Source organism: Pantoea sp. B623 (genome assembly GCF_024814475.1).
Taxonomy (GTDB): domain Bacteria; phylum Pseudomonadota; class Gammaproteobacteria; order Enterobacterales; family Enterobacteriaceae; genus Pantoea; species Pantoea ananatis.
The window spans coordinates 1561695-1586003 of record NZ_JANUXM010000004.1; the positions used below are offsets into that span (position 1 = coordinate 1561695).

General features: G+C 55.2%; 22 protein-coding genes. 14 read left to right on the forward strand and 8 right to left on the reverse strand.

Annotated elements, in window-relative coordinates; genetic code table 11:
* Positions 1-10 precede the first annotated feature (10 nt).
* The 4 genes from fhuC to hrpB all read right to left on the reverse strand — a co-directional run bounded on the left by fhuC (position 11) and on the right by hrpB (position 8351).
* Positions 11-805, reverse strand: coding sequence for a Fe3+-hydroxamate ABC transporter ATP-binding protein FhuC (gene fhuC / locus NXS97_RS09235; RefSeq protein WP_116220024.1), 795 nt, complete (start codon positions 803-805; stop codon positions 11-13).
* 39 nt (positions 806-844) lie between these two features.
* Positions 845-3046 carry a ferrichrome porin FhuA gene (gene fhuA / locus NXS97_RS09240; RefSeq protein WP_105087810.1) on the reverse strand — a complete coding sequence of 734 codons (2202 nt, stop codon included), beginning with the start codon at positions 3044-3046 and terminating at the stop codon, positions 845-847.
* Positions 3047-3243: 197 nt separating this feature from the next.
* Positions 3244-5772, reverse strand: coding sequence for a bifunctional glycosyl transferase/transpeptidase (gene mrcB / locus NXS97_RS09245; protein ID WP_013024668.1), 2529 nt, complete (start codon positions 5770-5772; stop codon positions 3244-3246).
* Positions 5773-5855: 83 nt separating this feature from the next.
* The gene (gene hrpB / locus NXS97_RS09250) at positions 5856-8351 is read right to left on the reverse strand and encodes an ATP-dependent helicase HrpB (protein WP_022622247.1); all 2496 of its coding nucleotides are present in this window, start codon (positions 8349-8351) and stop codon (positions 5856-5858) included.
* 36 nt (positions 8352-8387) lie between these two features.
* Here hrpB and thpR point away from each other — a divergent pair, with 36 nt between their 5' ends.
* The 9 genes from thpR to panD all read left to right on the forward strand — a co-directional run bounded on the left by thpR (position 8388) and on the right by panD (position 15448).
* Entirely contained in the window at positions 8388-8915 is a 528-nt protein-coding gene (gene thpR / locus NXS97_RS09255; protein WP_105077138.1) for an RNA 2',3'-cyclic phosphodiesterase, read from the forward strand.
* An 11-nt stretch (positions 8916-8926) separates the two neighbouring features.
* Positions 8927-9631 (forward strand): DNA/RNA nuclease SfsA, encoded by a 705-nt coding sequence (gene sfsA, locus NXS97_RS09260; protein WP_014592945.1) that lies wholly within the window; start codon positions 8927-8929, stop codon positions 9629-9631.
* 249 nt (positions 9632-9880) lie between these two features.
* Entirely contained in the window at positions 9881-10336 is a 456-nt protein-coding gene (dksA, locus tag NXS97_RS09265; protein WP_006117731.1) for an RNA polymerase-binding protein DksA, read from the forward strand.
* A 70-nt stretch (positions 10337-10406) separates the two neighbouring features.
* The gene (gene gluQRS, locus NXS97_RS09270) at positions 10407-11288 is read left to right on the forward strand and encodes a tRNA glutamyl-Q(34) synthetase GluQRS (protein WP_022622248.1); all 882 of its coding nucleotides are present in this window, start codon (positions 10407-10409) and stop codon (positions 11286-11288) included.
* 86 nt (positions 11289-11374) lie between these two features.
* Positions 11375-12793 (forward strand): polynucleotide adenylyltransferase PcnB, encoded by a 1419-nt coding sequence (gene pcnB, locus NXS97_RS09275; protein ID WP_206099803.1) that lies wholly within the window; start codon positions 11375-11377, stop codon positions 12791-12793.
* A complete protein-coding gene (gene folK / locus NXS97_RS09280) occupies positions 12790-13275 on the forward strand; it encodes a 2-amino-4-hydroxy-6-hydroxymethyldihydropteridine diphosphokinase (RefSeq protein ID WP_013024661.1) in 486 nt (161 codons plus the stop codon). The genes pcnB and folK overlap by 4 nt, the downstream gene beginning before the upstream one ends.
* Before the next feature lie 83 nt (positions 13276-13358).
* Complete coding sequence (panB, locus tag NXS97_RS09285) at positions 13359-14153, forward strand: 3-methyl-2-oxobutanoate hydroxymethyltransferase (protein WP_019106435.1); 795 nt, start codon at positions 13359-13361, stop codon at positions 14151-14153.
* Between the two features lie 15 nt (positions 14154-14168).
* The gene (gene panC, locus NXS97_RS09290; protein WP_013024659.1) at positions 14169-15023 is read left to right on the forward strand and encodes a pantoate--beta-alanine ligase; all 855 of its coding nucleotides are present in this window, start codon (positions 14169-14171) and stop codon (positions 15021-15023) included.
* A 44-nt stretch (positions 15024-15067) separates the two neighbouring features.
* A complete protein-coding gene (gene panD, locus NXS97_RS09295) occupies positions 15068-15448 on the forward strand; it encodes an aspartate 1-decarboxylase (RefSeq protein WP_013024658.1) in 381 nt (126 codons plus the stop codon).
* Between the two features lie 55 nt (positions 15449-15503).
* On the opposite strand, the gene NXS97_RS09300 is transcribed toward panD, so the two are convergent.
* Both NXS97_RS09300 and NXS97_RS09305 read right to left on the reverse strand, forming a co-directional pair.
* A complete protein-coding gene (locus NXS97_RS09300; RefSeq protein ID WP_013024657.1) occupies positions 15504-16274 on the reverse strand; it encodes an ABC transporter permease in 771 nt (256 codons plus the stop codon).
* Entirely contained in the window at positions 16271-17197 is a 927-nt protein-coding gene (locus NXS97_RS09305; protein ID WP_013024656.1) for an ABC transporter ATP-binding protein, read from the reverse strand. The genes NXS97_RS09300 and NXS97_RS09305 overlap by 4 nt, the downstream gene beginning before the upstream one ends.
* Positions 17198-17303: 106 nt before the next feature.
* Between NXS97_RS09305 and can the strand changes: the two genes are divergently transcribed.
* Positions 17304-17969, forward strand: coding sequence for a carbonate dehydratase (gene can / locus NXS97_RS09310; RefSeq protein ID WP_181901434.1), 666 nt, complete (start codon positions 17304-17306; stop codon positions 17967-17969).
* Between the two features lie 69 nt (positions 17970-18038).
* Here the strand turns inward: can and hpt are convergent, their stop codons facing one another.
* Entirely contained in the window at positions 18039-18575 is a 537-nt protein-coding gene (gene hpt / locus NXS97_RS09315; RefSeq protein WP_013024654.1) for a hypoxanthine phosphoribosyltransferase, read from the reverse strand.
* Positions 18576-18809: 234 nt separating this feature from the next.
* Here hpt and NXS97_RS09320 point away from each other — a divergent pair, with 234 nt between their 5' ends.
* Complete coding sequence (locus NXS97_RS09320; RefSeq protein ID WP_013024653.1) at positions 18810-20093, forward strand: cystathionine gamma-synthase family protein; 1284 nt, start codon at positions 18810-18812, stop codon at positions 20091-20093.
* Here the strand turns inward: NXS97_RS09320 and cueO are convergent, their stop codons facing one another.
* Entirely contained in the window at positions 20094-21695 is a 1602-nt protein-coding gene (gene cueO, locus NXS97_RS09325) for a multicopper oxidase CueO (RefSeq protein ID WP_259232003.1), read from the reverse strand. It lies immediately after the preceding gene.
* Positions 21696-21853: 158 nt separating this feature from the next.
* On the opposite strand from cueO, the gene NXS97_RS09330 reads away from it, so the two are divergent.
* The 3 genes from NXS97_RS09330 to speD all read left to right on the forward strand — a co-directional run bounded on the left by NXS97_RS09330 (position 21854) and on the right by speD (position 24011).
* Positions 21854-22201, forward strand: coding sequence for a YacC family pilotin-like protein (locus tag NXS97_RS09330; protein WP_014606565.1), 348 nt, complete (start codon positions 21854-21856; stop codon positions 22199-22201).
* 108 nt (positions 22202-22309) lie between these two features.
* Entirely contained in the window at positions 22310-23173 is an 864-nt protein-coding gene (gene speE, locus NXS97_RS09335) for a polyamine aminopropyltransferase (RefSeq protein ID WP_014606566.1), read from the forward strand.
* 28 nt (positions 23174-23201) lie between these two features.
* On the forward strand, positions 23202-24011 hold the full coding sequence (speD, locus tag NXS97_RS09340) for an adenosylmethionine decarboxylase (protein WP_013024649.1): 810 nt from the start codon (positions 23202-23204) through the stop codon (positions 24009-24011).
* Positions 24012-24309 lie beyond the last annotated feature (298 nt).

A 24309-nucleotide genomic window follows, 5' to 3' on the forward strand; every position in this document is an offset into this window, starting at 1 on the left:
TATCCTGTCCTTAACACACAAAGCTCACCGGCGCGCCGCCGCCAGGATGGGGAAAGATCCCCATTGGAATACCATAGATATCCTGCAAAACGTCCGCCTGCATGATGTGCTCCGGGCCGCCTTGCGCGATAAGCCCACCGCCACGTAATGCCACCAGATGGTCGCAGTAACGGGCCGCCATGTTGATGTCATGCAATACGGTAATGACGGTTAAGCCATGCTCCCGGCTCAGCGTCTGAATCAGGGCCAGCACGTCCACCTGGTGGGCAATGTCCAGCGCGGAAGTGGGTTCATCCAGCAGCAGACAGCGGCTGTTTTGCGCCACCATCATCGCCAGCCAGGCCCGTTGCCGTTCCCCACCCGATAAGCTGTCTACCAGACGAAAGGCAAAAGGCGTTAATCCGACGAGCGAAATCGCCTGCTCAACGCGTGCCCGGTCCTCCTGACTGAAACGTCCCAGCGCCCCATGCCAGGGATAACGCCCGATGGCCACCAGCTCACGCACCGTCATGCCTTCGGCAGCCGGTAACTGCTGCGGTAAATAGGCGACCTCCCGGGCAAACACTTTGCTTTTTAAGCTCTCTACAGGCCGACCGTTAAGGAGCACCCGGCCTTCGCTGGCCGCGTGATGCCGCCCCAGCATTTTTAACAGCGTGGATTTGCCTGAACCATTATGACCTATCAGTGCGGTCACTTTGCCTGGAGTAAAAGAGAGAGACAGCGGCTGGAGAAGCGTGCGACCGGGTACACGAAAGCTGGCATTCTCCAGTTGGAAGGTCGTTTGTTGATGCTGCGGAAGCTGCATGGTAATCCCTGTAAACGGGCGCCGGAGCGCCCTCATCTATCAGAACCGGAACGTGGCGGTACCTGTAATCTGCCGTTCTGCGCCCCAGTAGCACGCATACTCACGGTAACAACTGGCAACGTAGTCGCGGTTAAACAGGTTGTTAACGTTAACGCCTACCGTTGAGCCAGGCAAACCAAAACGTCCTAAATCATATTTCAGTGCAGCATCGACAGTGGTATAACCCGCCACGCTAAAGTTCTGGTTGGCATCAGGACCTGTGCTATACAGCCCCTGACTTTCGCCCACGTAACGGACGCCCGCTCCGACCGTGACGCCTGACAGCGCGGTTTCGTGGAAGGTATAGTCACTCCACAGTGACGCCATGTGTTTGGGCACCTGTACCGGGGTTTTGCCCTGGAGCTGGGTATCTTCCGTATACTCGGCATCGGTATAGGTATAAGAGGCCGTCAGGTTTACGTTGGCGTTTAGCGCCGCTTTGGCTTCCAGTTCCAAACCGCGAGAACGGATTTCGCCGCTCTGGATGCTGAAATTAGGACTGTTAGGATCAGCTGTTAAGTTCTTGGTCTTTGTCAGCTCATAAATCGCGGCCGTGACAACGACAGGGCGATCTTTTGGCACAAACTTTACGCCCGTTTCATACTGCTTAGCGCGTGAAGGGTCGAAAGGTTGACCACTTTGAGTCGTTCCGGATGTCGGAATGAAGGATTCGCTATAACTGAAATACGGCGCGATACCATTATCGAACACATAGTTTAAGCCGCCACGCCAGGTAAACGCCTGGTCATGACTTTTAACTTCGGTACTGCTACTGCGATTAAAAGCAGAGGTCATTGCGTAATCATAGCGACTGCCCAATGTCAGTACCCAACGATCCCATTCCATCTGGTCTTGTGCATACAGGCCGGTTTGCTCCTGTTTGTTGAGATAGCGATACGGGAAAGCTGTGCCGTTTAGCGCGTCATTGCCGTATTGCGGATTAACCGCATTCAACGGGAATGCTGAGCCAAAAGCCGCATTAATATCATTTCGCATGCGCTGATAATCAACGCCAAGCAGTAACGTATGATCAAGCTGGCCGGTGGCAAATTTAGCCTGAGCCTGATTATCTACCGCAAACTGATTCAGTTTCTCGTCTGAAGCCGCAGACCCGCGGGTGATTTGCTGAGTGGTTGCATCAAAGCCGTTTCCATAGATACTGCGGTAATCCGTGGTTAACTCGGCATAGCGCAGATTCTGACGCACCGTCCAGGTATCATCAAAACGGTGCTCGAAGCTGTAGCCCAGCATTTTGGTATTGCGTGAGATGCGGTTGCTCTTCTCGCCCTCATCAAAGTTGGTCGGCAGTTTGTACTGGCTGCCATCAGGCCGGGTGATCGGCACAACGGTCCCTTCACGCGGCAGCCAGCCGTAGTAGCCGGTGTCCGGCTCGTTCTGGAAATAGGTCAGCAGATCTAAACGGGTATTTTCATCCGGACGCCAGCTGAATGAAGGGGCGATAGTGTAACGCTTTTGTTTATTGTTCGCCTGTTGGGCATCCTGGCTGCTGGCCTGGCCTGTCAGGCGATAGCTGTATACGCCCGCATCATCTATGGCACCGCCAAAGTCGAAACCGGTGGAGTAAAGATTATGGTTGCCCATCTGGAACTGGACTTCGCGCAGCGTTTCCTGAGTGGGACGCTTGCTGACTAAAGCGACAACACCGCCGGGATTGCTTTTACCGTACAGCACGGAAACCGGACCGCGCAGCAGTTCAGCCCGCTCCAGAAAATAGGGATCGATAGCGAATTCAGAGTAGTTGTCACCCTGCAGCTTCAGCCCATCGAGATACTGGTTGGTGTTGGTTTCGCTAAAGCCGCGAATCGACAGCGCGTCAATGACTGAAGAGCTGCCGCGGTTGCCGGTCAGTACGCCAGGCGTATAGTTAAATGCCTGCTTGACGCTGCTGACGTTGCGCATCTCCATCTCTTCACGCGTGACCACGGAAACCGACTGCGGGTTCTTTTCAATCGGCGTATCCGTTTTGGTACCGGTAGCGCTGCGTTTCGCAGCAACGGTGGCCGCCGGTCCCCACGGATTTTCCTGCCCGACAGCGGCACCACCGTTGGCCGAAACCACCACCGTTTGTTCGGCGAAGGCCAGCGAACTTGCGCCGCCGGAAAGCAGCGCAATCATCAGTGCCAGAGGGCGACGGGTAAATAACCTTTGTGGGAAACCAAAAGTGGTAGTGCGCGCAGTCATGAAGGTGTCTCTCAAATGGGGATGAACAAGCGAATCGAAACGATAATGATTATTATAACGTTTCGATAATATGCGAGATCCAACATTTTCTGCAAGCGGAATTCCCTTCAGTGGCGCTGTTTGTCGCTCGATTCCTTCATCATCAGCAGGCACAAAAAAAGGCACCGGAGTGCCTTTTTTTAACCGCTTTTAGCCGGTTATTTACCAAACATATCTTTTATCCAGCCCGCAACGCCATCACTGTCTTTCTGTTCCTGTTGTTGCTGCTGTTGCAATTGTTGCTGCTGTTGCTGTTGTTGTTGCTGCTGCATTTGCTGCTGCTGAACCTGCTGCTGCTGCTGTTGACACAGCGCGTTGGGATCCAGCGCCCAAACCGGTAGCGAACGCCAGGTGCTGCTGCCCGAGCCACAAACAAAGTTGCCTGCCGAATCTATATTCATCATCGTGACATCTTCAGGCGGCGTCAGCTGCAACGGCATGGGTGCCTGGTTATCAAGATAGCGACGATAGATCTGCATGGCGCCGCTGGCACCGTACAGTTTGGTGGGCTGGTTGTTATCACGCCCTACCCAGGTTATCGCTACTTCTTTACCGTCGATGCCCGCAAACCAGCTGTCGATCAGGTCGTTTGTGGTGCCTGTTTTACCTGCCAGATGCGCATTCGGGAAACGCGCGCCCAGAGCGCGCGCTGTACCGTGATCGGCAACCTGCTGCATCGTGTAGAGCGTTAAATAGGCCGCCTGCGCCGGTTCAACCCGCTGGGCCTGTGGGAAGCTCTGGTACAGTACGGTTCCATCTTCCGCAATGACGGAGCGCACTGCAGACAGATCGGCACGATTCCCTCCGCTGGCAATCGACTGGAACGCCTGGGCAACTTCAACCGGCGTCAGGTTGAGTGCGCCCAGCAGCATAGCCGGCACCGGGTTGAGCTGATCTTTTGGCACGCCCAGTTTGGTCCAGGTATCCACCACTGCATTGAGCCCCAGCGTCATGCCCAGGTTCACCGTTGGCACGTTCATAGAGTTGGTTAACGCGTCCACCAGCATAACTTTGCCACTGAAGCGGCGGTCGTCATTCATGGGTTTCCAGACGCTGCCGTTGGGCTGTTTCAGCGCAATAGGTTCGTCGGCGATCCATGTATTCAGCCGGTACGTATTCGGCTGGCTCAGTGCGGTAAGATACGTCGCGGGTTTCGCCAGAGAACCAATTGAACGGCGAGCCTGTAACGCACGGTTATAGCCTGCAAACTGCGGATCGGCGCCGCCGACCATCGCGCGAACTTCACCCGTGAAGCGGTCAACGACCACCATTGCGGTTTCCAGATCTTTCAAACCGCGCTGCTTTTTCAGGGTGGGAATACCATCGATCACCGCTTTTTCAGCGGCATCCTGTGAGACCGGATCTAACGTGGTGAAAATTTTCACACCCGACAGATCTTTGACCTTGTCGCCCAGCTTCGCCTGCAGCTCATTGCGTACCATTTGCATAAAGGCAGGCTGAGGCGTGATCACACCGCCTTTCGGTTGCACGCCTAACGGACGGGCTGACAGCATGTCATACAGTTCCTGGTCGATGACTTTCTGCTGCTGCAGTAAGCGCAGAACCAGATTGCGTCGTTCCAGCGCCAGCTTCGGGTTACGCCATGGATTATAGAGCGAAGCGCCTTTTACCATGCCAACCAGCATTGCCTGCTGATCGAGGCTCAGTTCATCTACCGGTCGGCCAAAGTAGTAAAGGCTGGCCAGGGGGAAACCACGAATCTGATCGTTACCTGCCTGGCCGAGGTACACCTCGTTAAGGTAAAGCTCCAGAATGCGATCTTTACTGTAACGGGCGTCCATGATCACGGCCATATAGGCTTCACGCGCTTTACGCCACAGTGAACGCTCGTTGGTCAGGAACAGGTTTTTTACCAGCTGCTGAGTCAGCGTGCTGCCGCCCTGCACCGCTTTACCTGCCGTAATATTCGCGACGAAGGCACGACCGATAGAATAGGGGCTGATACCGTCATGCTCGTAAAAATGGCGATCTTCGGTGGCAATCAGCGTATCAACCAGCAGATCCGGGAAACCCGCACGGGGCACAAACAGGCGTTGTTCACCGTTGGGTGACTGCAGCATGGTAATCAGACGTGGATCAAGACGGAAGAAACCAAAATCACGTCCGGTTTCAACGTTTTTAATCTCGCTGAGTTCATCTTTGCTAAAGGTCATACGGGCATGGATCTGCCCCTCTTTGCTGTCCGGAAAATCAAACGGACGGCGCAACAGTTCAATGGTGTTGCCCTTGACCGAGAACTCACCCGGGCGCGTAATACGTGAAACTTCACGGTATTGCGTGCCTTCAAGCAGCGCGATCATTTCACTTTTGTTGTAGGCCATGCCAGGTTCAAGGCTGACCATACGACCGTATACGGCGGCGGGCAGTTGCCAGACTTTCCCGTCTATACGGCTGCGAATTTCCGAGTCGAGGTATACGCCCCACGCGGCCATTACCACCACAAATACCAGGAACAGCTTAATTAACCATCCCAGCCAACGGCGTTTGCCGCGCGGCGGTTTTCCACCTTTACCTTTACGTGGCACCGGCGCTTCCTCCTCGTAGTCATCATCAAAATCGTCCTGAGCATCGTCATCGATGTCTCTGCGCCGCCCACGGCGGGCGCTACTGCGCGGTGGCAGCGGTTTTCCTTTGCGCCCAATAGGTTCGCGATCGTTCCCAGACATGCGTTTTATTCTCCAGGCATAGCTTACGGCTGCGCCGCTACTCTAACTGCTTTCTTCACTGTCGCATGGCAGAACCCTCTGAATTAACCTGAGGTTCCGCCCTGTGACGTATTCTTTTTTGTCCGCCTTGTCGGCAAGGCAGAGGCAGGATCGTCAGGCCAGAGATGTTTGGGATAACGCCCTTTCATCTCTTTTTGCACGTCCGCATAGGCACCCCGCCAGAAGGCCGCAAGATCGCGGGTGATCTGTAAAGGGCGCTGGGCGGGCGATAACAGCTCCAGTACCAGTGGAACCCGCCCTTCTGCCACGGTCGGATTGCTGGCTTCGCCAAACATTTCCTGGATGCGTACCGCCAGTGCAGGCGGTTTATCCGCATCATAGCGGATGGGCAGCCGACTTCCGGTGGGCACAGTGTAATGAGTTGGCAGCACAGTATCCAGCCGCTGACGTTGTGACCATGTGAGCAAATGTAAGAGCGCGCTGACAAGGTTCACGGACTGTAAACTCTTCAGGTCGCGCACTCCGCTCATCTCAGGCAGAAGCCAGTGTTCGAGCGACTCAAGCAGGCTGGCGTCATCAACCTGAGGCCACGGCTCCTCGGGTAACCATTGGGCCGCACACTGAATGCGCAGGCGCAACTGCCCGGACGCCGGCGTCCAGCCCAACACCGAGAGTCCTTTTTTACTGATCCACCGTAGCATGGCCGCCTGCAGTACTTCTGTATCGGGCCGGGCAAGCGGTTGGGTTTTCAGGACCAGTTCGCCAATCTGCTCACGCCGCAACGTGCGCAGTGTGCCTTTCTCCTCATCCCATTCCACCTCGGTACGCTGTTCAACGAGCAGCGGACAATGTTGCGTCAAGGTATCAATATCGACGGGCATGGCCAGCAGGATGCGCGCGTCCGGCGCGCTGCTGCCCTGTAACAATGTGGGCGCGATTAACCATTCGTAACGCGTCAGTGCCTGTTGTTCGTCCAGCATCGCGCCCAGTCCGTTAGCGAGCTGATACCGGCCGCTGTTATCGCGACGTCGTGCCAGGCGGTCGCTGAATCCAGCAGTCAGCAGCGCGGCAAACCGGTCTTCGTCCACCCGGCCACCCAGGACGCCGATGCGTTTTTGCCAGTGCTGTGCGCGGCGTTGCCACTGAGGCGATGGACGATAAAGCGCGTCACGTAAATCGACGCTGGCGCTGCGAGGAGGATCTTCCAGAATGGCCACCAGCAAGGCCGCGCTGGCAACGGCATCAGCGTCGCCGCCTGCCGCACATAACATCGCGCTAAGACGGGCGTCGCTGCCCAACTGCGCCATTCGTCGTCCCTGGGCATTAAGATGGCCCTGATCGTCCAGCGCCCCCAGCCGCAACAGCTGCTGCCGGGCCGCGCGCAAATGCTTTTCCGGCGGCAGATCGATCCACTGTAGTTGATCGATACGGGTACATCCCCACTGCAGCAGCTCCAGCCACAACGAGGTGAGATCGCTGTGCAAAATTTCCGCTTCGCTCTGCGCAGGCGCGCGTGAGGCCTGTTCCTGCGCTGCCAGATGCAGGCAAATACCGGGCATGACACGTCCGGCTCGTCCGGCGCGCTGCGTCATGGAGGCCTGACTGACGCGCTGGGTCTGCAGCCGCGTCACACCGCTGCGGGCATCAAACAGCGCGCTTCGTTCCTGCGCGCTGTCCACCACCAGGCGAATGCCTTCAATTGTCAGGCTGGTTTCGGCGATGTTGGTCGCCAGCACCACTTTGCGGCGTCCGCTGGCGGCAGGCAGGATGGCCCGTTGCTGGGCCGCAAGGGGAAGTGCGCCATACAGCGGGGTCAGATCCACATCAGCGTCAACGCGCGCTTCCAGCTCTCGCTTTACCCGCTCGATTTCCGCAACGCCAGGCAGAAACAACAGCAGTGAGCCCGTTTCCTCTCGCAGCAACTGCGCGACTTCGCGCGCCACCGCCTCTTCAAACCGCAGAGTCTGGCTCATTGCCGTATAGCGGCGTTCAACCGGGTAGCTCCGCCCTTCCGAGGTAATGAGAGGGGCATTCGGTAACAAGGCTGCCAGCCTGGCGTTATCGAGCGTCGCCGACATCAGCAGGATTTTCAAATCTTCACGCAACCCCTGCTGCACGTCCAGCAGCAGCGCCAGCGCCAGATCGGCCTGGAGGCTGCGCTCATGAAACTCATCCAGGATAACCAATGATACGCCGTCCAGCATGGGATCCTGCTGCAGCATTCGGGTCAGAATGCCTTCGGTCACCACTTCAAGCCGGGTCATCGGCCCTGTGCAGCTTTCGCCACGCATACGGTAGCCTACGGTCGCGCCGGGTTGTTCACCCAACTGTTCTGCCAAGCGTTGCGCCACATTACGTGCGGCAAGCCGACGCGGCTCCAGCATAATGATGCGTCCCGCTATCGCCTGATGCTGTAAAAGCTGAAGCGGCAACCAGGTGGATTTACCTGCGCCAGTGGGCGCGGCCAGCAGGATGTTTGAGGCGTCGTTAAGCGCGCTCAGAAGGTCAGGCAACACCGCGCTGACGGGTAGATCACTCACCGCAAACTCCACGAATGGCTGTGTTAAGATGGCGCGCATTGTAGCACTCATCCGTGAGGATTGCCGGAGACCGCCATGGCGTCACAACGCTTATTTTTTGCTATTACCCCGCCAGAGGCGCTGCAACAGCAACTGGTGCACTGGCGGGCACACACTTTTAGTGAGGATGCTGGCCGCCCGATTGCAGCCGCCAACCTCCACCTGACGCTGGCTTTTCTGGGGGATGTCTCCCCTGAAACCGCCATCCAGTTGCAGACGCTGGCGTCGCGTATCCGCCAGCCCGCGTTTGACGTCGCATTAGACGATGCGGGCCACTGGCCTCGTCCCGGCGTGGTGTGGCTGGGTTGCCAGCGTCCGCCGCGCGGCTTGTTACAGTTAGCAAGCCTGCTGCGCGCCCAGGCCGCGCGCCACGGCTGCGGGCAACCGGCCCAGCCCTTTCATCCCCACGTGACGCTGCTGCGTGCGGCGACGCAGCCCGTCGCCCTGCCCCCTCGCGGCTTTCACTGGCAATTTTCAGCCAGCGAATTTTCCCTTTTCGCCTCCGAGTACGTGCAAGGCCGGACCCGCTACCGCACGCTGGCCAGTTGGCCCTTACTGCCTTAATCAGGAGCCTTATGCTTTTTTCCCCCGTTCTCAAATCTGCGCGACTGGTTACCCGCTATAAACGTTTTCTGGCCGATGTCGTGACGCCTGAAGGCGAGACGCTGACAATACATTGCGCCAATACCGGCGCAATGACCGGCTGTGCAACCCCGGGCGACACCGTTTGGTATTCAACCTCTGACAGCCTGACGCGCAAATATCCGCATAGCTGGGAGATGACCGAGACGCAGCAGGGCCACTGGATCTGCGTGAATACCCTGCGCGCCAACCAACTGGTACGTGAGGCGCTAAGCAAAAACCAGATTTTACCGCTGGCGGGCTACGAGGAATGTCAGGCCGAAGTCAAATATGGCACTGAAAAAAGCCGAATTGATTTCCTGCTCAAGGCACAGGATCGACCTGAGTGCTATATTGAGGTGAAATCCGTGACGCTTTTGCAGGAAGGTAAAGGCTATTTTCCGGATGCGGTGACGATTCGAGGACAGAAACACCTGCGCGAGCTGAGTCAGGCTGTGGCAGAGGGTCATCGGGCCGTTTTGTTGTTTGCCGTTCTGCACTCGGGGATTGAGGACGTTTCCCCGGCGCGTCACATTGATGCCGCTTACGCAGAGCAACTGGTACAGGCGCAGCTGAGTGGCGTGGAGATTTTGGCTTATCGGGCAGAACTGTCATCCGCGGGGATGTTATTAACGACGCCGGTTGACGTAACATTGTAATATCACTGGCATCCTTCTGTGATATGACTACCTTCTGTCAGGGGTCAACTACGCTGTTCCTCACAGGCTTGTCAAGATGCGATCAGGAATAATTGCCAACCTTGACTGCTTCTGTTATTTATAGCGGCCTGTTTTTTCCCCGTTGGGGGATCGATGTACCCAGGAGAGGGCCATAAACACGGTCAGCGTGAATGCGCTTACCGATGGCTATCGAAGGGTATAGTGCGTGTTATCCAGGAGAGAAACAACATGCAAGAAGGGCAAAACCGTAAAACATCGTCCCTGAGTATTCTCGCCATCGCTGGGGTGGAGCCTTATCAGGAGAAGCCGGGCGAAGAGTATATGAATGACGCGCAACTGGACCATTTTCGCAAGATTCTGGAAGCCTGGCGCAATCAATTGCGGGACGAAGTCGATCGCACCGTTACACATATGCAGGATGAAGCTGCTAACTTCCCTGACCCGGTTGACCGTGCCGCTCAGGAAGAAGAGTTCAGCCTGGAACTGCGTAACCGCGACCGCGAGCGTAAGTTAATTAAAAAGATCGAGAAAACGCTGAAGAAAGTCGAAGATGATGACTTTGGCTATTGCGATTCCTGTGGCGTAGAGATCGGTATCCGCCGTCTTGAAGCGCGTCCTACCGCCGATCTGTGTATCGACTGTAAGACACTGGCAGAAATTCGTGAGAAGCAAATGGCGGGTTAATGTTGCCGTCTGACTGCAGCCACACGGCGGAAGAAGTCCCACTTTTTCCGCCGTGTGATTCATAACGCCTATGTCATACTCATCCTGCGTTGGGCGCTTCGCGCCATCTCCCTCTGGCGAACTCCATTTCGGCTCCCTGATTGCTGCGTTAGGCAGTTACCTGAGCGCACGTTCACAGCACGGCCGCTGGCTGGTTCGTATTGAAGATATCGATCCGCCGCGCGAAGTCGCCGGTGCCGCAACGCGTATTCTGCAACAGCTGGAGCATTACGGCCTGTTCTGGGACGGCGAGGTGATGTGGCAATCCCAGAGACACAACGCTTATCGCGATGCACTGCACTGGTTAAGAGCGCACCGTCAAAGTTATTTCTGCACCTGTACCCGAAGCCGCATTCAGCAAGCCGGTGGCTTTTATGATGGTCACTGTCGGGATCGTCAACGCGGCCCCGAAGGTGCGGCCCTGCGCCTGCGCCAGCATGCGCCTGTTTATGGTTTTCAGGATCGGCTCAGAGGCGAGATCATTGCCGATCGGCGGCTGGCTGAGGAAGATTTTATCATTCATCGTCGTGATGGGCTGTTTGCTTACAATCTGGCTGTCGTCGTGGACGATCATCATCAGGGCATCACGGAAATTGTGCGCGGTGCAGACTTAATTGAGCCTACGGTACGGCAGATTGCCCTTTACCAGCAATTTGGCTGGACGCTGCCGGACTATTTGCATTTGCCGCTGGCAACGACGGCCGATGGTCACAAACTTTCTAAGCAAAATCATGCGCCCGCGTTACCGGAAGGGGATACGCGGCCGAGCCTGGTGCAGGCTTTACGCTTTCTGGGGCAGCCTGTCGCCGAAGGCTGGATGGACAAAACGCAGGAGAAACTGCTGTCTGACGCCGTGAAGCAGTGGAATATCGCTTTGATACCTCACGATAACGCCCTGATAACGGATGCATAGACAACAGCATTCTCAAATGATTCACAACAGGCTATGATTAGCCGCTGATTTTACCTACACCCTAATTGTCACTGTCGAGGTGTCCCATTTTTACCCGAGTCGCTAATTTTTGCCGGAAAGTCCTGAAGCGTGATGACGAGGAAGCACCAGCAGAGGTTGAACCTGAGAGTCATATGACCATCATTCCTCGTGAAAGCCACACCATCTCACGTAAAGACATCAGCGAAAATGCCCTCAAGGTGCTGTATCGTCTGAATAAAGCCGGTTATGAAGCCTATCTTGTTGGCGGCGGCGTGCGCGATTTGCTGCTGGGACAGAAGCCTAAAGACTTCGACGTGACCACAAACGCCACGCCGGAGCAGATGCGTAAACTGTTCCGCAACTGCCGTCTGGTTGGCCGCCGCTTCCGTCTGGCGCACGTGATGTTTGGGCCGGAAGTGATCGAAGTGGCGACATTCCGCGGTCATCATCAGATTGAAGAGACCAGCGACGATCATAACAATTCTCAGCGTGCCCAGAGCGGTATGCTGCTGCGCGACAATATTTTCGGCAGCATCGAAGATGATGCTCAGCGTCGCGATCTGACGATCAACAGCCTCTATTACAGCGTGGCCGATTTTTCGGTTCGGGATTATGTTGGTGGTCTGAACGATCTGCAGCAAGGCATTATTCGCTTGATTGGCGATCCGGAAACCCGTTATCGCGAAGATCCTGTGCGCATGCTGCGCGTTGCGCGTTTCGCTGCCAAATTAAATATGCGTATTGCGCCTGAAACGGCTGAGCCGATTCCCCGTCTGGCGTCGTTACTTCGTGACGTGCCCGCCGCGCGTCTGTTTGAAGAGTCGCTAAAACTGCTGCAGGCCGGCTATGGTTACAGTACCTGGCTTAAGCTGTGTGAATACCAGTTATTTCAGCCGCTGTTCCCCACGCTGGCCCGTAACTTTACCGAGAACGGCGACAGCCACATGGAGCGCATGCTGGCCCAGGTGCTGAAGAACACGGATAACCGTATTCAAAATGATATGCGGGTTAATCCGGCCTTCCTGTTCGCCGCGATGTTCTGGTATCCACAGCTCGAAGCGGCTGAACGCATTGCGCAGGAAAGTGGCCTGACCTATTACGATGCCTTTGCCCTGGCCATGAACGATACGCTGGACGAAGCCTGCCGTGCGTTAGCCATTCCTAAGCGCATCACATCGTTGATTCGCGACATCTGGCAGCTGCAGCTACGCATGTCTCGTCGCCACGGTAAGCGGGCCTGGAAGCTGATGGAGCATCCTAAGTTCCGTGCTGCTTACGACCTGCTCTCGCTGCGAGCGGAGGTAGAAAACAATCCGGAACTGCTGCGCCTGAGTAAGTGGTGGGGAGAGTTCCAGGTTGCCGCGCCGCCACAGCAGAAAACGATGCTGAATACCCTGGGAGACGATCCGGCCCCGCGCAGCCGTACGCGCCGCCCTCGTCGCCGTTCAACGGCTCCGCGTCGTGATAACAACAACGCCTCATGACCCGGGTTTATCTGGCATTAGGCAGTAACCTTGCCGATCCGCTGCATCAGATTGATGCAGCGCTCTCAGCCCTGGACGCTCTCCCTGAGACTCAACGCGTAGCTACCTCCCCCTTTTACCGCACGCCGCCCTATGGCCCACCCGACCAGCCGGACTACCTTAATGCAGCGGTAGCGCTTGAAACCACGCTCACTGCCGAGGCGCTCCTGGATCAAACCCAGCGAATTGAACGGGAACATGGTCGCGTTCGCAAAGCCGAGCGCTGGGGCCCGCGCACGCTGGATATTGATATCATGCTGTTTGGTACAGCCAGCCTCAACAGCGATCGGCTGATCGTGCCGCATTACGACCTGCTTAATCGCGCATTTATGCTGGTACCGCTGCTGGCGATTGCGCCCAATCTGCACCTGCCTGATGGCCGCCCGCTTCAGCCGCTTCTGGCCAGACTTGACTGCTCCAGCATCCGTCCCTGGCACAGTTGATCATCTATTCACACGTCACAGATTCCGCTCAGCAACGCGATACAGTAAAATGCGTCCATCTGAATTTCTGAGTTGAGAGCGCCATGAAACCCACCACCATTTCTCATTTGCGTCAGTGGAAAGAAAGCGGCAAAAAATTCGCGACCCTGACCGCCTACGAGTTTAGTTTCGCCCGGCTATTTGCCGATGAGGGCATTCAGGTGCTACTGGTAGGCGACTCGCTGGGAATGACCGTACAGGGCCATGATTCGACGTTGCCTGTAACGGTAAGCGATATCGCCTACCATACCGCAGCGGTGCGTCGGGGTGCGCCTCAGTCGCTCTTACTGGCTGACCTGCCCTTCATGAGTTATGCCACGCCAGAGCAAACCTTTAATAACGCAGCGCAGCTCATGCGAGCCGGAGCCAATATGGTGAAGCTGGAAGGCGGCGCATGGCTGGCAGAGAGCGTACGCATGCTGACGGAGCGCGCCGTGCCGGTATGTGGCCATCTGGGATTAACGCCGCAGTCTGTGAATATTTTTGGCGGTTATAAAGTACAGGGGCGCGATGAAGCAGGCGCGGAGCAGCTTCTGGCTGATGCGCTGGCTATCGAAGCGGCGGGGGCTCAGCTGCTGGTGCTGGAATGTGTCCCTGTTGCGCTGGCGCAGCGCGTGACCCAGGCGCTGGCGATTCCTGTGATTGGTATCGGCGCAGGTAACGTTACCGACGGTCAGATACTGGTCATGCATGACGCCCTGGGGATCACCGGCGGGCACGTGCCCAAATTTGCGAAAAACTTTCTGGCTGAGACCGGCGACATCCGGGCGGCCATCCGCCGCTATATTGCTGAAGTTGAAGCAGGAAGCTATCCCGCTGTTGAACACAGTTTCCAGTAATTCAGGAGAATTGCCGTGCTGATCATCGACACTCTGCCTATGTTGCGACGTGACGTTCGTCGCTGGCGCGAGCAAGGTAAACGTATCGCGCTGGTGCCGACAATGGGCAACCTGCACGAAGGGCATTTAACGCTGGTCGACGAGGCGCGTGAACGGGGTGATATCGTTATCGTGTCCATTTTCGTCAACCCCATGCAGTTTGATCGTCCTGACGATTTGGCTCGCTATCCGCGTACGCTCCAGGAGGATTGCGAGAAGCTCAACCGTCACGGCGTCGATGTCGTGTTTGCGCCCTCACCTGCCGAGGTTTATCCCCAGGGGCTGGCGAATCAGACGTTCGTAGAGGTCCCGGTGTTGTCATCGCTGCTGGAAGGCGCGAGCCGTCCCGGCCATTTTCGCGGCGTCGCGACCATCGTCAGCAAGTTGTTTAATCTGGTTCAGCCCGATATTGCCTGCTTCGGTGAGAAAGATTTTCAGCAGTTAGCCATCATTCGTAAAATGGTGGCGGATATGGGGTTCGACATCGAGATTGTCGGTGTGCCCACCGTCCGTGCCAAAGATGGCCTGGCACTCAGCTCACGCAACGGCTATCTCACTGACGATGAACGCAAGCTGGCCCCCGGTTTGAGTCAGGTAATGAATGAAATGGCCGCCCGACTGGCTAATGGCGAGCGGCAGATTGACGATATTATTGATGCCGCGAATCTGTCGCTGCAGGAAAAAGGATTGCGGCCGGATGGCCTGGCAATCTGCGATGCAGAAACGCTAGCCCCTCTGACGGTGGACAGCCAGCGTGCCGTGGTTTTAATGGCGGCCTGGCTGGGGAACGCACGGCTGATCGATAATCAACAGGTCGACCTCACGCAGTAAAGGCTGCAGGTCGTATTTTTGGCTGTATAACAAGGTTTCTGACTATGATTCGCACGGTTTTACAAGGCAAATTGCATCGCGTGAAGGTGACGCAGGCAGACCTCAACTATGAAGGCTCCTGCGCCATCGATCAGGATTTCCTTGATGCTTCTGGCATCCTGCAATACGAAGCCATCGATATTTACAACGTGACCAACGGTCAGCGTTTCTCTACCTATGCTATCGCCGCCGAACGAGGTTCAAAAATCATTTCGGTCAACGGCGCAGCGGCGCGCTGTGCCTGTGAAGGCGATATCCTGATTATCTGCTCCTATGTGCAGGTTGAAGATGCAGAAGCCCGTCAGTGGAAGCCCAACGTGGCCTACTTTGAAGGGGATAATCAGATGAAGCGCCTGGCGAAAGCCTTGCCGGTACAGTTGGCGTAAGCCCGGCCCACATAAAAAAGCAGCGATATCGCTGCTTTTTTTGTCCGTCATGGCATCAGGTACGCAATCCGCGCCCGCGCTGAATCAGGAAGTAGACCGCGATATAGAACACCACGATAAAGGCAATCAGTACCGATAAGGTCAGCGCCAGCGGAACATCGTGGATGCCGAGGAAACCAAAGCGGAAGCCGCTTATCATGTACACCACCGGGTTCAGCTTTGAAATGGCTTGCCACACGGGCGGTAACAGCGTCAGCGAATAAAACACGCCGCCCAGGTAAGTTAATGGCGTCAGTACAAAGGTCGGTATCAGGCTGATATCGTCAAAGGTACGGGCAAACACCGCGTTAATCAGGCCGGCCAGCGAAAACAGCACGGCAGTGAGCAGCAGCGTGACGGCAACCATCATCCATGAATGAACATGGAAAGGGACAAAAAACAGCGACACCGCCGTAACCAGCACACCGACACAAACGCCGCGTGCCACACCGCCACCGACATAGCCCGCAATGATGATGTGCGTCGGCACCGGTGCCACCAGCAGCTCTTCGATATTGCGCTGAAACTTGGCGCTAAAAAACGAGGAAGCCACGTTGGCATAGGCGTTGGTGATCACCGACATCATAATCAGGCCAGGCACAATAAACTGCATGTAGCTGAACCCATTCATATCGCCGATACGCGCACCAATAAGGTTGCCGAAGATAATAAAATACAGCGTCATGGTGATAACGGGTGGCACCAGCGTCTGAATCCAGATACGGGCGAAGCGGTTCACCTCCCTGGCCCAGATGCTCTTTAACGCCACCCAGTACAAATGTGTCATGCTTTAGCTCCTGTTTTTCCTTGCGTCAGGCCGACGAACAGCTCTTCCAGACGATTCGCTTTGTTGCGCATACTCAGTACCTGCACGCCCTGAGCGCTGAGCTGGCTAAATACACTGTTCAGCCCCTGCTCACGTAGGACTTCGACCTCCAGCGTCGATGTATCGACCAGGCGATACTGGAAACCTTCCAGCGACGGCAGCGGACTGCGCGGGGCCAGGTCCAGGATAAAGGTTTCCGATTTCAGCTTTGACAGCAGAGATTTCATTGAGGTGTTTTCCACCAGCTCGCCATTTTGAATAATGCCGATGTTGCGGCACAGCATTTCTGCCTCTTCAAGATAGTGAGTGGTCAGAATGATAGTGGTGCCCTGCGCGTTCAGATCTTTCAAAAACACCCACATCGAGCGGCGCAGTTCAATATCGACCCCGGCGGTAGGTTCATCCAGAATCAGCAGCTTGGGCGCATGCATCAGGGCGCGGGCGATCATCAAACGACGTTTCATGCCACCGGACAACATCCGCGCACGCTCATTGCGTTTTTCCCACAGGTCGAGTTGCTTCAGGTGCTTTTCCGCACGTTGCAGGGCTTCACGGCGCTCAACGCCATAGTAACCGGCCTGATTCACTACGATCTGCATGACCGTTTCAAACGGGTTAAAGTTAAACTCCTGTGGGACAAGGCCCAACTGGCGTTTGGCGTTCACTACGTCTTTTTCCAGATCGTAGCCAAAAACCCTGACGCTGCCCTCAGACTTATTCACCAGCGAACTGATAATGCCGATAGTGGTCGATTTACCCGCGCCGTTAGGCCCTAAAAGCGCATAAAAATCACCGGCTTCGACGTTCAGATCGATGCCCTTGAGCGCCTGTACGCCGCCGGGATAGGTCTTGGTCAGCCGGGAAAGTTCCAGTGCATAGGTCATTCTGAATACATACCCTGTTGTATGGCATTGTAATGCCGTTTGAATTTAGGAAGCCTTCGCCTATAGTACGCGCACGCAAATGCGCAGTAACAGGTTGCTTAACGCCATGACAGATATTGATACCCTGATCAGTAATAACCGCGAATGGTCCACATTACTGGTCAAAGAAGATCCCGGCTTTTTTGAGCGACTGGCTCAGGCGCAAAAACCGCGTTTCCTCTGGATTGGCTGTTCAGACAGCCGCGTGCCCGCCGAACGCCTTACCGGCCTTGAGCCCGGCGAACTGTTTGTTCATCGCAACGTCGCCAACCTGGTCATTCATACCGACCTCAACTGCCTTTCTGTGGTGCAGTACGCGGTAGAGGTGTTAGAAGTTGAACATATCATCGTGTGCGGCCACTATGGCTGCGGTGGTGTTCAGGCCGCTATGGATAACCCGGAGCTGGGTCTCATAGATAACTGGCTGCTGCACATTCGCGATCTCTGGTACAAGCATAGCGTGTTACTGGGGGAACTCTCGCCGGATAAACGCCTGGGTAAACTTTGCGAAATCAACGTTGTTGAGCAGGTTTATAATCTTGGGCATTCCACGATTCTGCAATCCGCCTGGAAACGTGGACGCAAAGTGTCGCTCCATGGCTGGGTTTACGGTATCCAGGATGGCTGCCTGCGCAATCTTGATGTGACAGCAAGCAGCCGGGAGAATCTTGAACAACGCTATCGTCACGGCATGGCTAATCTGTTAGTTAAGGGCGATTTTCAGCGCCAGTAACGCTGTTGCGCGACAAGCCTACACGAAACGACGGGCTCAGGCCTTGGAAGAATGTGCGGTCAACGGCATTCAGTCTTCGAGCGGCACCACTTTGCCGATGTAAGGCAGGTGGCGATAATGTTGCGCATAATCAATACCAAAGCCCACCACAAACTCATCGGGAATAGAAAAGCCGACGTATTCAACGTTGACGTTGACTTCCCGACGTTCAGGCTTATCCAGCAGCGTACAAATCGCCAGGGATTTTGGCTCACGCAAGCGCAGGATTTCACGCACTTTCGAAAGCGTGTTACCGGAGTCGATAATGTCTTCGACAATTAAAACATCTTTGCCGCGAATATCTTCATCCAGGTCTTTCAGGATTTTCACATCCCGGGTCGTGGACATACCGCTGCCGTAACTGGATGCGGTCATAAAATCCACTTCGTGCGGAACGTCAATGACGCGGCATAAATCAGCCATAAACATAAATGAGCCACGAAGTAGCCCCACCAGCACCATATCACTGCCGCTGTCGCGGTAATGGTCGGTGATTTCTTTGCCCAGTTCAGCGATGCGCGCGGCGATTGCCTGTTCAGGGATCATTACGTCAACAGTATGTTTCATTGCCTTTTGCCCGGTAGCTCACAAAGCCACGCAGTCTATCATAGTAGAAAGGCGTACTGATGCCGCGCGGAAAAAGCAAACGTTTACGTGTAGTAAAAATCTTCACCTGTCGTCTGGCAGTTGCACACTCAGCATTACCTTAGAACAACACAGCATTTAACAGCATTAATTGCTGCATGATAGGATTTTATCAACATATCGTTATGCAGTTAACGACCTTATTGGGAGATCTCAATGACTTCACCCTCAAGTAAGAAAACTCACGTTGGCGATCGTCAACTGCATCCTGAAACCCAGATGCTGAATTATGGCTACGATCCTCGCCTGTCGGAAGGTGCCGTGAAGCCGCCCGTGTTTCTTACCTCTACCTTTGTTTTTGACAGCGCAGAAGAAGGCCGCGATTTTTTCGACTATGTTTCAGGCCGTCGTCAGCCTCCGGAAGGCAAAAGCGGCGGACTGGTTTATTCCCGCTTTAATCATCCCAACAGCGAGATCGTAGAAGATCGCCTGGCCATTTACGAACAGGCGGAAAGCTGTGCCCTGTTTGCTTCCGGTATGGCGGCTATCTCGACAACGCTGTTAACCTTTGCACGACCGGGAGAAGTCATTCTGCATTCGCAGCCGCTGTATGGCGGCACGGAAACGTTGCTGAGTAAGACACTGCACAATCTGGACATTCAGGCGGTCGGCTTCAGCGACGGACACGATGAAGCAAAAGTGCGTGATGCGGCTCATCGTGCGATGGCGCAGGGGCGCGTCGCGATGATTCTGGTGGAAACCCCGGCGAATCCCACCAACAGCCTGGTGAATATTGCGCTGATGGGGCGCATCGCCGACGAGATCGATCGGCATCAGGGTTCGCGTCCGGTCATCGCCTGTGATAACACCTTGCTGGGCCCGATTTTTCAACAGCCGCTGACGCTGGGGGCGGACTTATCGCTGTATTCTCTGACGAAATATGTCGGCGGGCACTCTGACCTGATCGCTGGCGCGGTGATGGGTAAGAAAACGCTGATGACGCAAATTCGCGCCCTGCGAAGCGCTATCGGTACGCAACTGGATCCGCACTCAAGCTGGATGATTGGCCGTTCGCTGGAAACGCTGTCGCTGCGCATGGAAAAAGCCTTTCGCAATGCCGAAGCCGTTGCCGCCTTTCTGCAGCCGCATCCTAAGGTAGCAGCGTTGCACTGGTTGCCCTATCTGGATGCAGAAAGCCCCGCGGGCAAAACGTATCGCGAGCAGTGCAGCGGCGCCGGCTCGACCTTCTCTTTTGATATCGTGGGCGGACAACCTGCCGCGTTTCGCTTTCTCAATGCGCTTGCGTTGTTTAAGCAGGCCGTTAGCCTGGGCGGCACCGAGTCACTTGCCAGCCATCCCGGCACAACCACGCATTCTGGCGTGCCGGATGCAGTCCGTGAGCGCATCGGTATTACCGACGCGACGATACGCTTATCGATCGGCATCGAACATGCCGGAGATCTGGTAGAAGACATCCGACTGGCCCTTGAACAAGCCTGATCAGGTCACGGTGAAGCCCAGCATCATCCCGGTATCTTCATGCTCCAGCAAATGGCAGTGGGCCATATAAGCATGATCGGCGGCGGCGGCGTGATTGAAACGCACCAGTACTTCACTGCGCCAGCCGTCGACATTCACCATGTCTTTCCATCCCTGACGATGGGCGGCGGGCGGTTTGCCGTTTTCTGAAAGAATACGGAACTGCGTACCGTGAATATGAAAAGGATGCAGCATGCTGTCGCCTTCGCCGGAAATGGTCCATTTTTCCACGGCGCCCTGCTTCACATTGAAGGCGGGACGCGTCATATCAAATGCCAGACCGTTAATTTTATTGCCATTATGGAAATCATAGGCGGCAGCGGACATTGCGCCATGGTCCATATTTTGGTGATCCATCGTCTCTGCGCCGCTGTCATGTTTCATCCCGCTCGCGTCGTTGCCCATTGGCATAGCGTGCTGCCCTCCTTTGCCCATGGCTTTCTCAGCGTAACGCGCCATTAACGCCTGCATACCTTGCTGATCCAACTGGGGATCCATACTGAGCTGCAGCCAGCGCGTTGTCAGGCCTTCTGTTTTTGGCACAGCTGGCAGCGTGGCGAGCTGGTCGGGTAAAGTTGCACTGGCCATGATCCGCAGCGGCAAGATATTCACCAGCGGCAGGGGGCGATCGAAAGGTGCCAGCGTCATGCCCATCTGCGTGACCGGCAGCGTAACGATATCAAAGGCGTTGCCGTCAGAGGTATCGACCATGATCTCAAAACGCTCACCAGGGAGCAGCGGAAGTGAATCCACTTTCACCGGCTCCGACAGCAGCCCACCGTCACTGGCGATAACATACAGGGGACGTTTGTCGCTGGCCGCGATATGCAGCGAACGGGCATTGCAGCCGTTAAGCAGGCGCAGACGTAGCCAGCCACGCGGCACGGCGTGCTGCGGATACTGCACGCCATTCGTCAGCATCATGTCGCCAAACCAGCCCACCGCCGCCCGCATCACGTCAAGTTGATAATCGATATGCTCGCCAGACTGACTCAGCAGCTTATCCTGAAAGATAAGCGGTACATCGTCGGTGCCCCACTGGCTGGGCAGCCGGAGCGTACCTGACGGCTGATCCTCCAGCAAAATTAACCCCGCCAGGCCCTGAGCGACCTGATGGCCGGTTTTGCCGTGTAGATGCGGATGATACCAGCAGGTTGCCGCAGGCTGATCCGGGGTAAAGGTCACCTGACGCATCGCACCCGGCGCAATGACGCCCTGTGGGCCGCCGTCTACCTCACCGGGAATGTCCAGCCCGTGCCAGTGAAGCGTCGTCGCTTCTTTAAGCCGGTTATGAATGTTGATGGTGGCTGTCGTACCGCGCTTCAGGCGAATGGCCGGGCCCAGCAGGCTGCCATTGTAGCCCCAGGTGGGTACGGCTTTCCCCTGCCACTGCGTCGTGCCCTCCATCGCCGTCAGGCTGTACAGGCCATTCGCATCCGCCTCCAGCAACGCGGGGATAAGAAGCGGCGGTCGGGTAGCGGCCATGAGCGAGCGGCTCCAGAGCGGCAGCGCACCCGCCGCGCCCAGTGCCGCGCTGAGTTTCAAAAAGTGGCGACGTTGCATAATCAGCATCCTTGTAACGAAATTACCTGAAGCCTAAACCCTGCCCTTATGGCAAGGTCAAGCATAGCCGGACAGAATGCCCCGAAAAGCGTAAATTGATCGAAAATCTTTACATAACTGTGCTAACGTCTTAAGACAATTATCTGATGAGAATAACTATGAAGAAAAGCATCAAGATCCTGCTGCTGGCGGGACTCTTCGGCTTCTCCTCCACCAGCTTTGCCCTGAGCGAATCCGAAGCAGAAGATCTTGCCGATCTCACTGCCGTATTCGTTTATTTAAAAAATGATTGTGGCTACCAGGATTTGCCCGATGCGCAGATTCGTAAGGCGTTGGTGTTTTTTGCTCAGCAGAACCGCTGGGACTTAAGCAATTACAACAACTACAACATGAAAGCCCTCGGCGAAGCCAGCTATCGTGATTTAAGCGGCATCGCGATTGCTAATGACCAAAAATGTAAGTCGTTGGCCCGGGATTCTCTCAGCCTGCTTGCTTATGTAAAGTAGCGCGCCAGCCCGCTCTCCCACCAGACATTTGCCCGTGCAAGGACTATCATAGTTAGCTATGATGTCCCGCCGATTTTCGGGGTGATGTCACGAAAGGAGAGCTTCATCATGGCCCAAAATGAGATGTGGTATGAAACACTTCATGCCGGCTTTGGCCAGTATTTTACCGTCGATAAACAGCTTTATCGGGATAAAACGGCCCACCAGGATTTAATCATCTTTGAAAACGCGGCCATGGGTCGCGTCATGGCGCTGGATGGCGTGGTGCAAACAACCGAACGTGATGAGTTTATCTATCACGAGATGATGACGCACGTGCCGTTGCTGGCTCACGGCTCGGCAAAAAGCGTGCTGATCATCGGCGGCGGCGACGGTGCCATGTTGCGCGAAGTGTCCCGCCACGCTGATATCCAAAAAATCACAATGGTCGAGATTGATGCTGGCGTGGTCACCTTTTGCCGTCAGTATTTGCCCAATCACAGTGCCGGCGCTTACGACGATCCGCGTCTCAATCTGGTTATCGATGACGGCGTGAATTTCGTCAATCACACCACTGAAAAGTTTGACGTTATTATCTCAGACTGTACCGATCCCATCGGTCCGGGCGAAAGCCTGTTTACCTCTGAATTCTATGCAGGCTGTAAAAAAGCCCTGAATGAGAACGGTATTTTCGTTGCACAAAACGGCGTCTGCTTCCTGCAGCAGGATGAGGCAGTGAACAGCCATCGTAAACTCAGCCACTACTTCCAGGATGTCAGCTTTTATCAGGCGGCTATCCCGACCTACTATGGCGGGATCATGACGTTTGCCTGGGCCAGCGACAATCCTGCTTTGCGCCAGCCCGACGCGGCCCTGTTACAGGCGCGTTTCGAAGCCTCTGGCTTGCGCTGCCGTTACTATACACCGGCGATTCATACTGGCAGCTTTGCCCTGCCACAATATCTGTTGAATGCACTGGAAGACCCGCGCTGACTGGGCATTTATAAGGGGGTGAATAAAATTGCAAAAGCTAAAACTACATGGCTTCAATAACCTGACCAAAAGCCTGAGTTTTTGTATCTACGATATTTGCTATGCAAATACTGAAGCTGAACGTGATGGGTATATTGCTTATATCGATGAGCAATATAATGCCAATCGCCTGACAGAAATTCTGACCGAAACCTGTTCCATCATTGGCGCAAATGTCCTGAATATTGCCCGTCAGGATTATGAGCCACAGGGTGCCAGCGTGACCATTCTGGTCAGTGAGGAACCCATCGATCCCAAAGATATTGATACGTCAGAACATCCGGGTCCGCTGCCCAACTCCGTCGTTGCGCACCTTGATAAGAGTCATATCTGTGTACATACCTATCCAGAGAGCCACCCAGAAGGCGGCCTTTGCACCTTCCGTGCCGACATCGAAGTATCGACCTGTGGCGTGATCTCCCCTCTTAAGGCGCTTAATTATCTGATTCATCAGCTGGAGTCAGACATCGTCACGGTGGATTATCGCGTGCGCGGCTTCACGCGTGACGTGAACGGCGTGAAACATTTTATCGACCATGAAATCAATTCTATTCAGAACTTTATGTCTGAAGACATGAAGGGCATGTACGACATGGTGGATGTTAACGTTTACCAGGAAAACATCTTTCACACCAAGATGTTATTAAAAGAGTTCGATTTAAAACACTATCTTTTCAATACCCGCCCTGAAGATCTGACGCCTCAGGAGCATAAACGTATTACCGACCTGCTGTGGAAGGAAATGCGTGAGATTTACTACGGCAGAAATATTCCGTCAGTGGGATTAAAAACGTACTAGTCACCCTACCGCTGCCCTGCCCCCTGCGTTGGGGGCCATTTTCTCCTTCGTCATTATCCATGCCTCTTCCCGTTTCAACCAGAACAGGACTTATTATGCGCTGCAAACCAGGATGGCCGCCGTCCGGTTAATTTGCCTCTTCTGGTGGCTTTATCGCCTGGTGGCCGCGAGCACTTTTCTTGTAATACGCGCAGAACCCCGCGTCTCACTTTCTCCTGCTCAGCGCTGTCATCGCTGCCCTCCTCCGGCCGTTCTTGTCTCTTTTCCGCTACAACACAGGTATTAATTCAAATATTCA

What these genes read in the sequence shown, in the direction of transcription:
- cueO (WP_259232003.1), bottom strand. Translation starts at nt 21,695, where the DNA reads ATGCAACGTCGCCACTTTTTGAAACTCAGCGCGGCACTGGGCGCGGCG.
- fhuC (WP_116220024.1), bottom strand. Translation starts at nt 805, where the DNA reads ATGCAGCTTCCGCAGCATCAACAAACGACCTTCCAACTGGAGAATGCC.
- dksA (WP_006117731.1), top strand. Translation starts at nt 9,881, where the DNA reads ATGCAAGAAGGGCAAAACCGTAAAACATCGTCCCTGAGTATTCTCGCC.
- hrpB (WP_022622247.1), bottom strand. Translation starts at nt 8,351, where the DNA reads ATGCGCGCCATCTTAACACAGCCATTCGTGGAGTTTGCGGTGAGTGAT.
- NXS97_RS09330 (WP_014606565.1), top strand. Translation starts at nt 21,854, where the DNA reads ATGAAGAAAAGCATCAAGATCCTGCTGCTGGCGGGACTCTTCGGCTTC.
- NXS97_RS09300 (WP_013024657.1), bottom strand. Translation starts at nt 16,274, where the DNA reads ATGACACATTTGTACTGGGTGGCGTTAAAGAGCATCTGGGCCAGGGAG.
- fhuA (WP_105087810.1), bottom strand. Translation starts at nt 3,046, where the DNA reads ATGACTGCGCGCACTACCACTTTTGGTTTCCCACAAAGGTTATTTACC.
- can (WP_181901434.1), top strand. Translation starts at nt 17,304, where the DNA reads ATGACAGATATTGATACCCTGATCAGTAATAACCGCGAATGGTCCACA.
- folK (WP_013024661.1), top strand. Translation starts at nt 12,790, where the DNA reads ATGACCCGGGTTTATCTGGCATTAGGCAGTAACCTTGCCGATCCGCTG.
- mrcB (WP_013024668.1), bottom strand. Translation starts at nt 5,772, where the DNA reads ATGTCTGGGAACGATCGCGAACCTATTGGGCGCAAAGGAAAACCGCTG.
- NXS97_RS09320 (WP_013024653.1), top strand. Translation starts at nt 18,810, where the DNA reads ATGACTTCACCCTCAAGTAAGAAAACTCACGTTGGCGATCGTCAACTG.
- hpt (WP_013024654.1), bottom strand. Translation starts at nt 18,575, where the DNA reads ATGAAACATACTGTTGACGTAATGATCCCTGAACAGGCAATCGCCGCG.
- speE (WP_014606566.1), top strand. Translation starts at nt 22,310, where the DNA reads ATGGCCCAAAATGAGATGTGGTATGAAACACTTCATGCCGGCTTTGGC.
- gluQRS (WP_022622248.1), top strand. Translation starts at nt 10,407, where the DNA reads ATGTCATACTCATCCTGCGTTGGGCGCTTCGCGCCATCTCCCTCTGGC.
- NXS97_RS09305 (WP_013024656.1), bottom strand. Translation starts at nt 17,197, where the DNA reads ATGACCTATGCACTGGAACTTTCCCGGCTGACCAAGACCTATCCCGGC.
- sfsA (WP_014592945.1), top strand. Translation starts at nt 8,927, where the DNA reads ATGCTTTTTTCCCCCGTTCTCAAATCTGCGCGACTGGTTACCCGCTAT.
- thpR (WP_105077138.1), top strand. Translation starts at nt 8,388, where the DNA reads ATGGCGTCACAACGCTTATTTTTTGCTATTACCCCGCCAGAGGCGCTG.
- panD (WP_013024658.1), top strand. Translation starts at nt 15,068, where the DNA reads ATGATTCGCACGGTTTTACAAGGCAAATTGCATCGCGTGAAGGTGACG.
- panB (WP_019106435.1), top strand. Translation starts at nt 13,359, where the DNA reads ATGAAACCCACCACCATTTCTCATTTGCGTCAGTGGAAAGAAAGCGGC.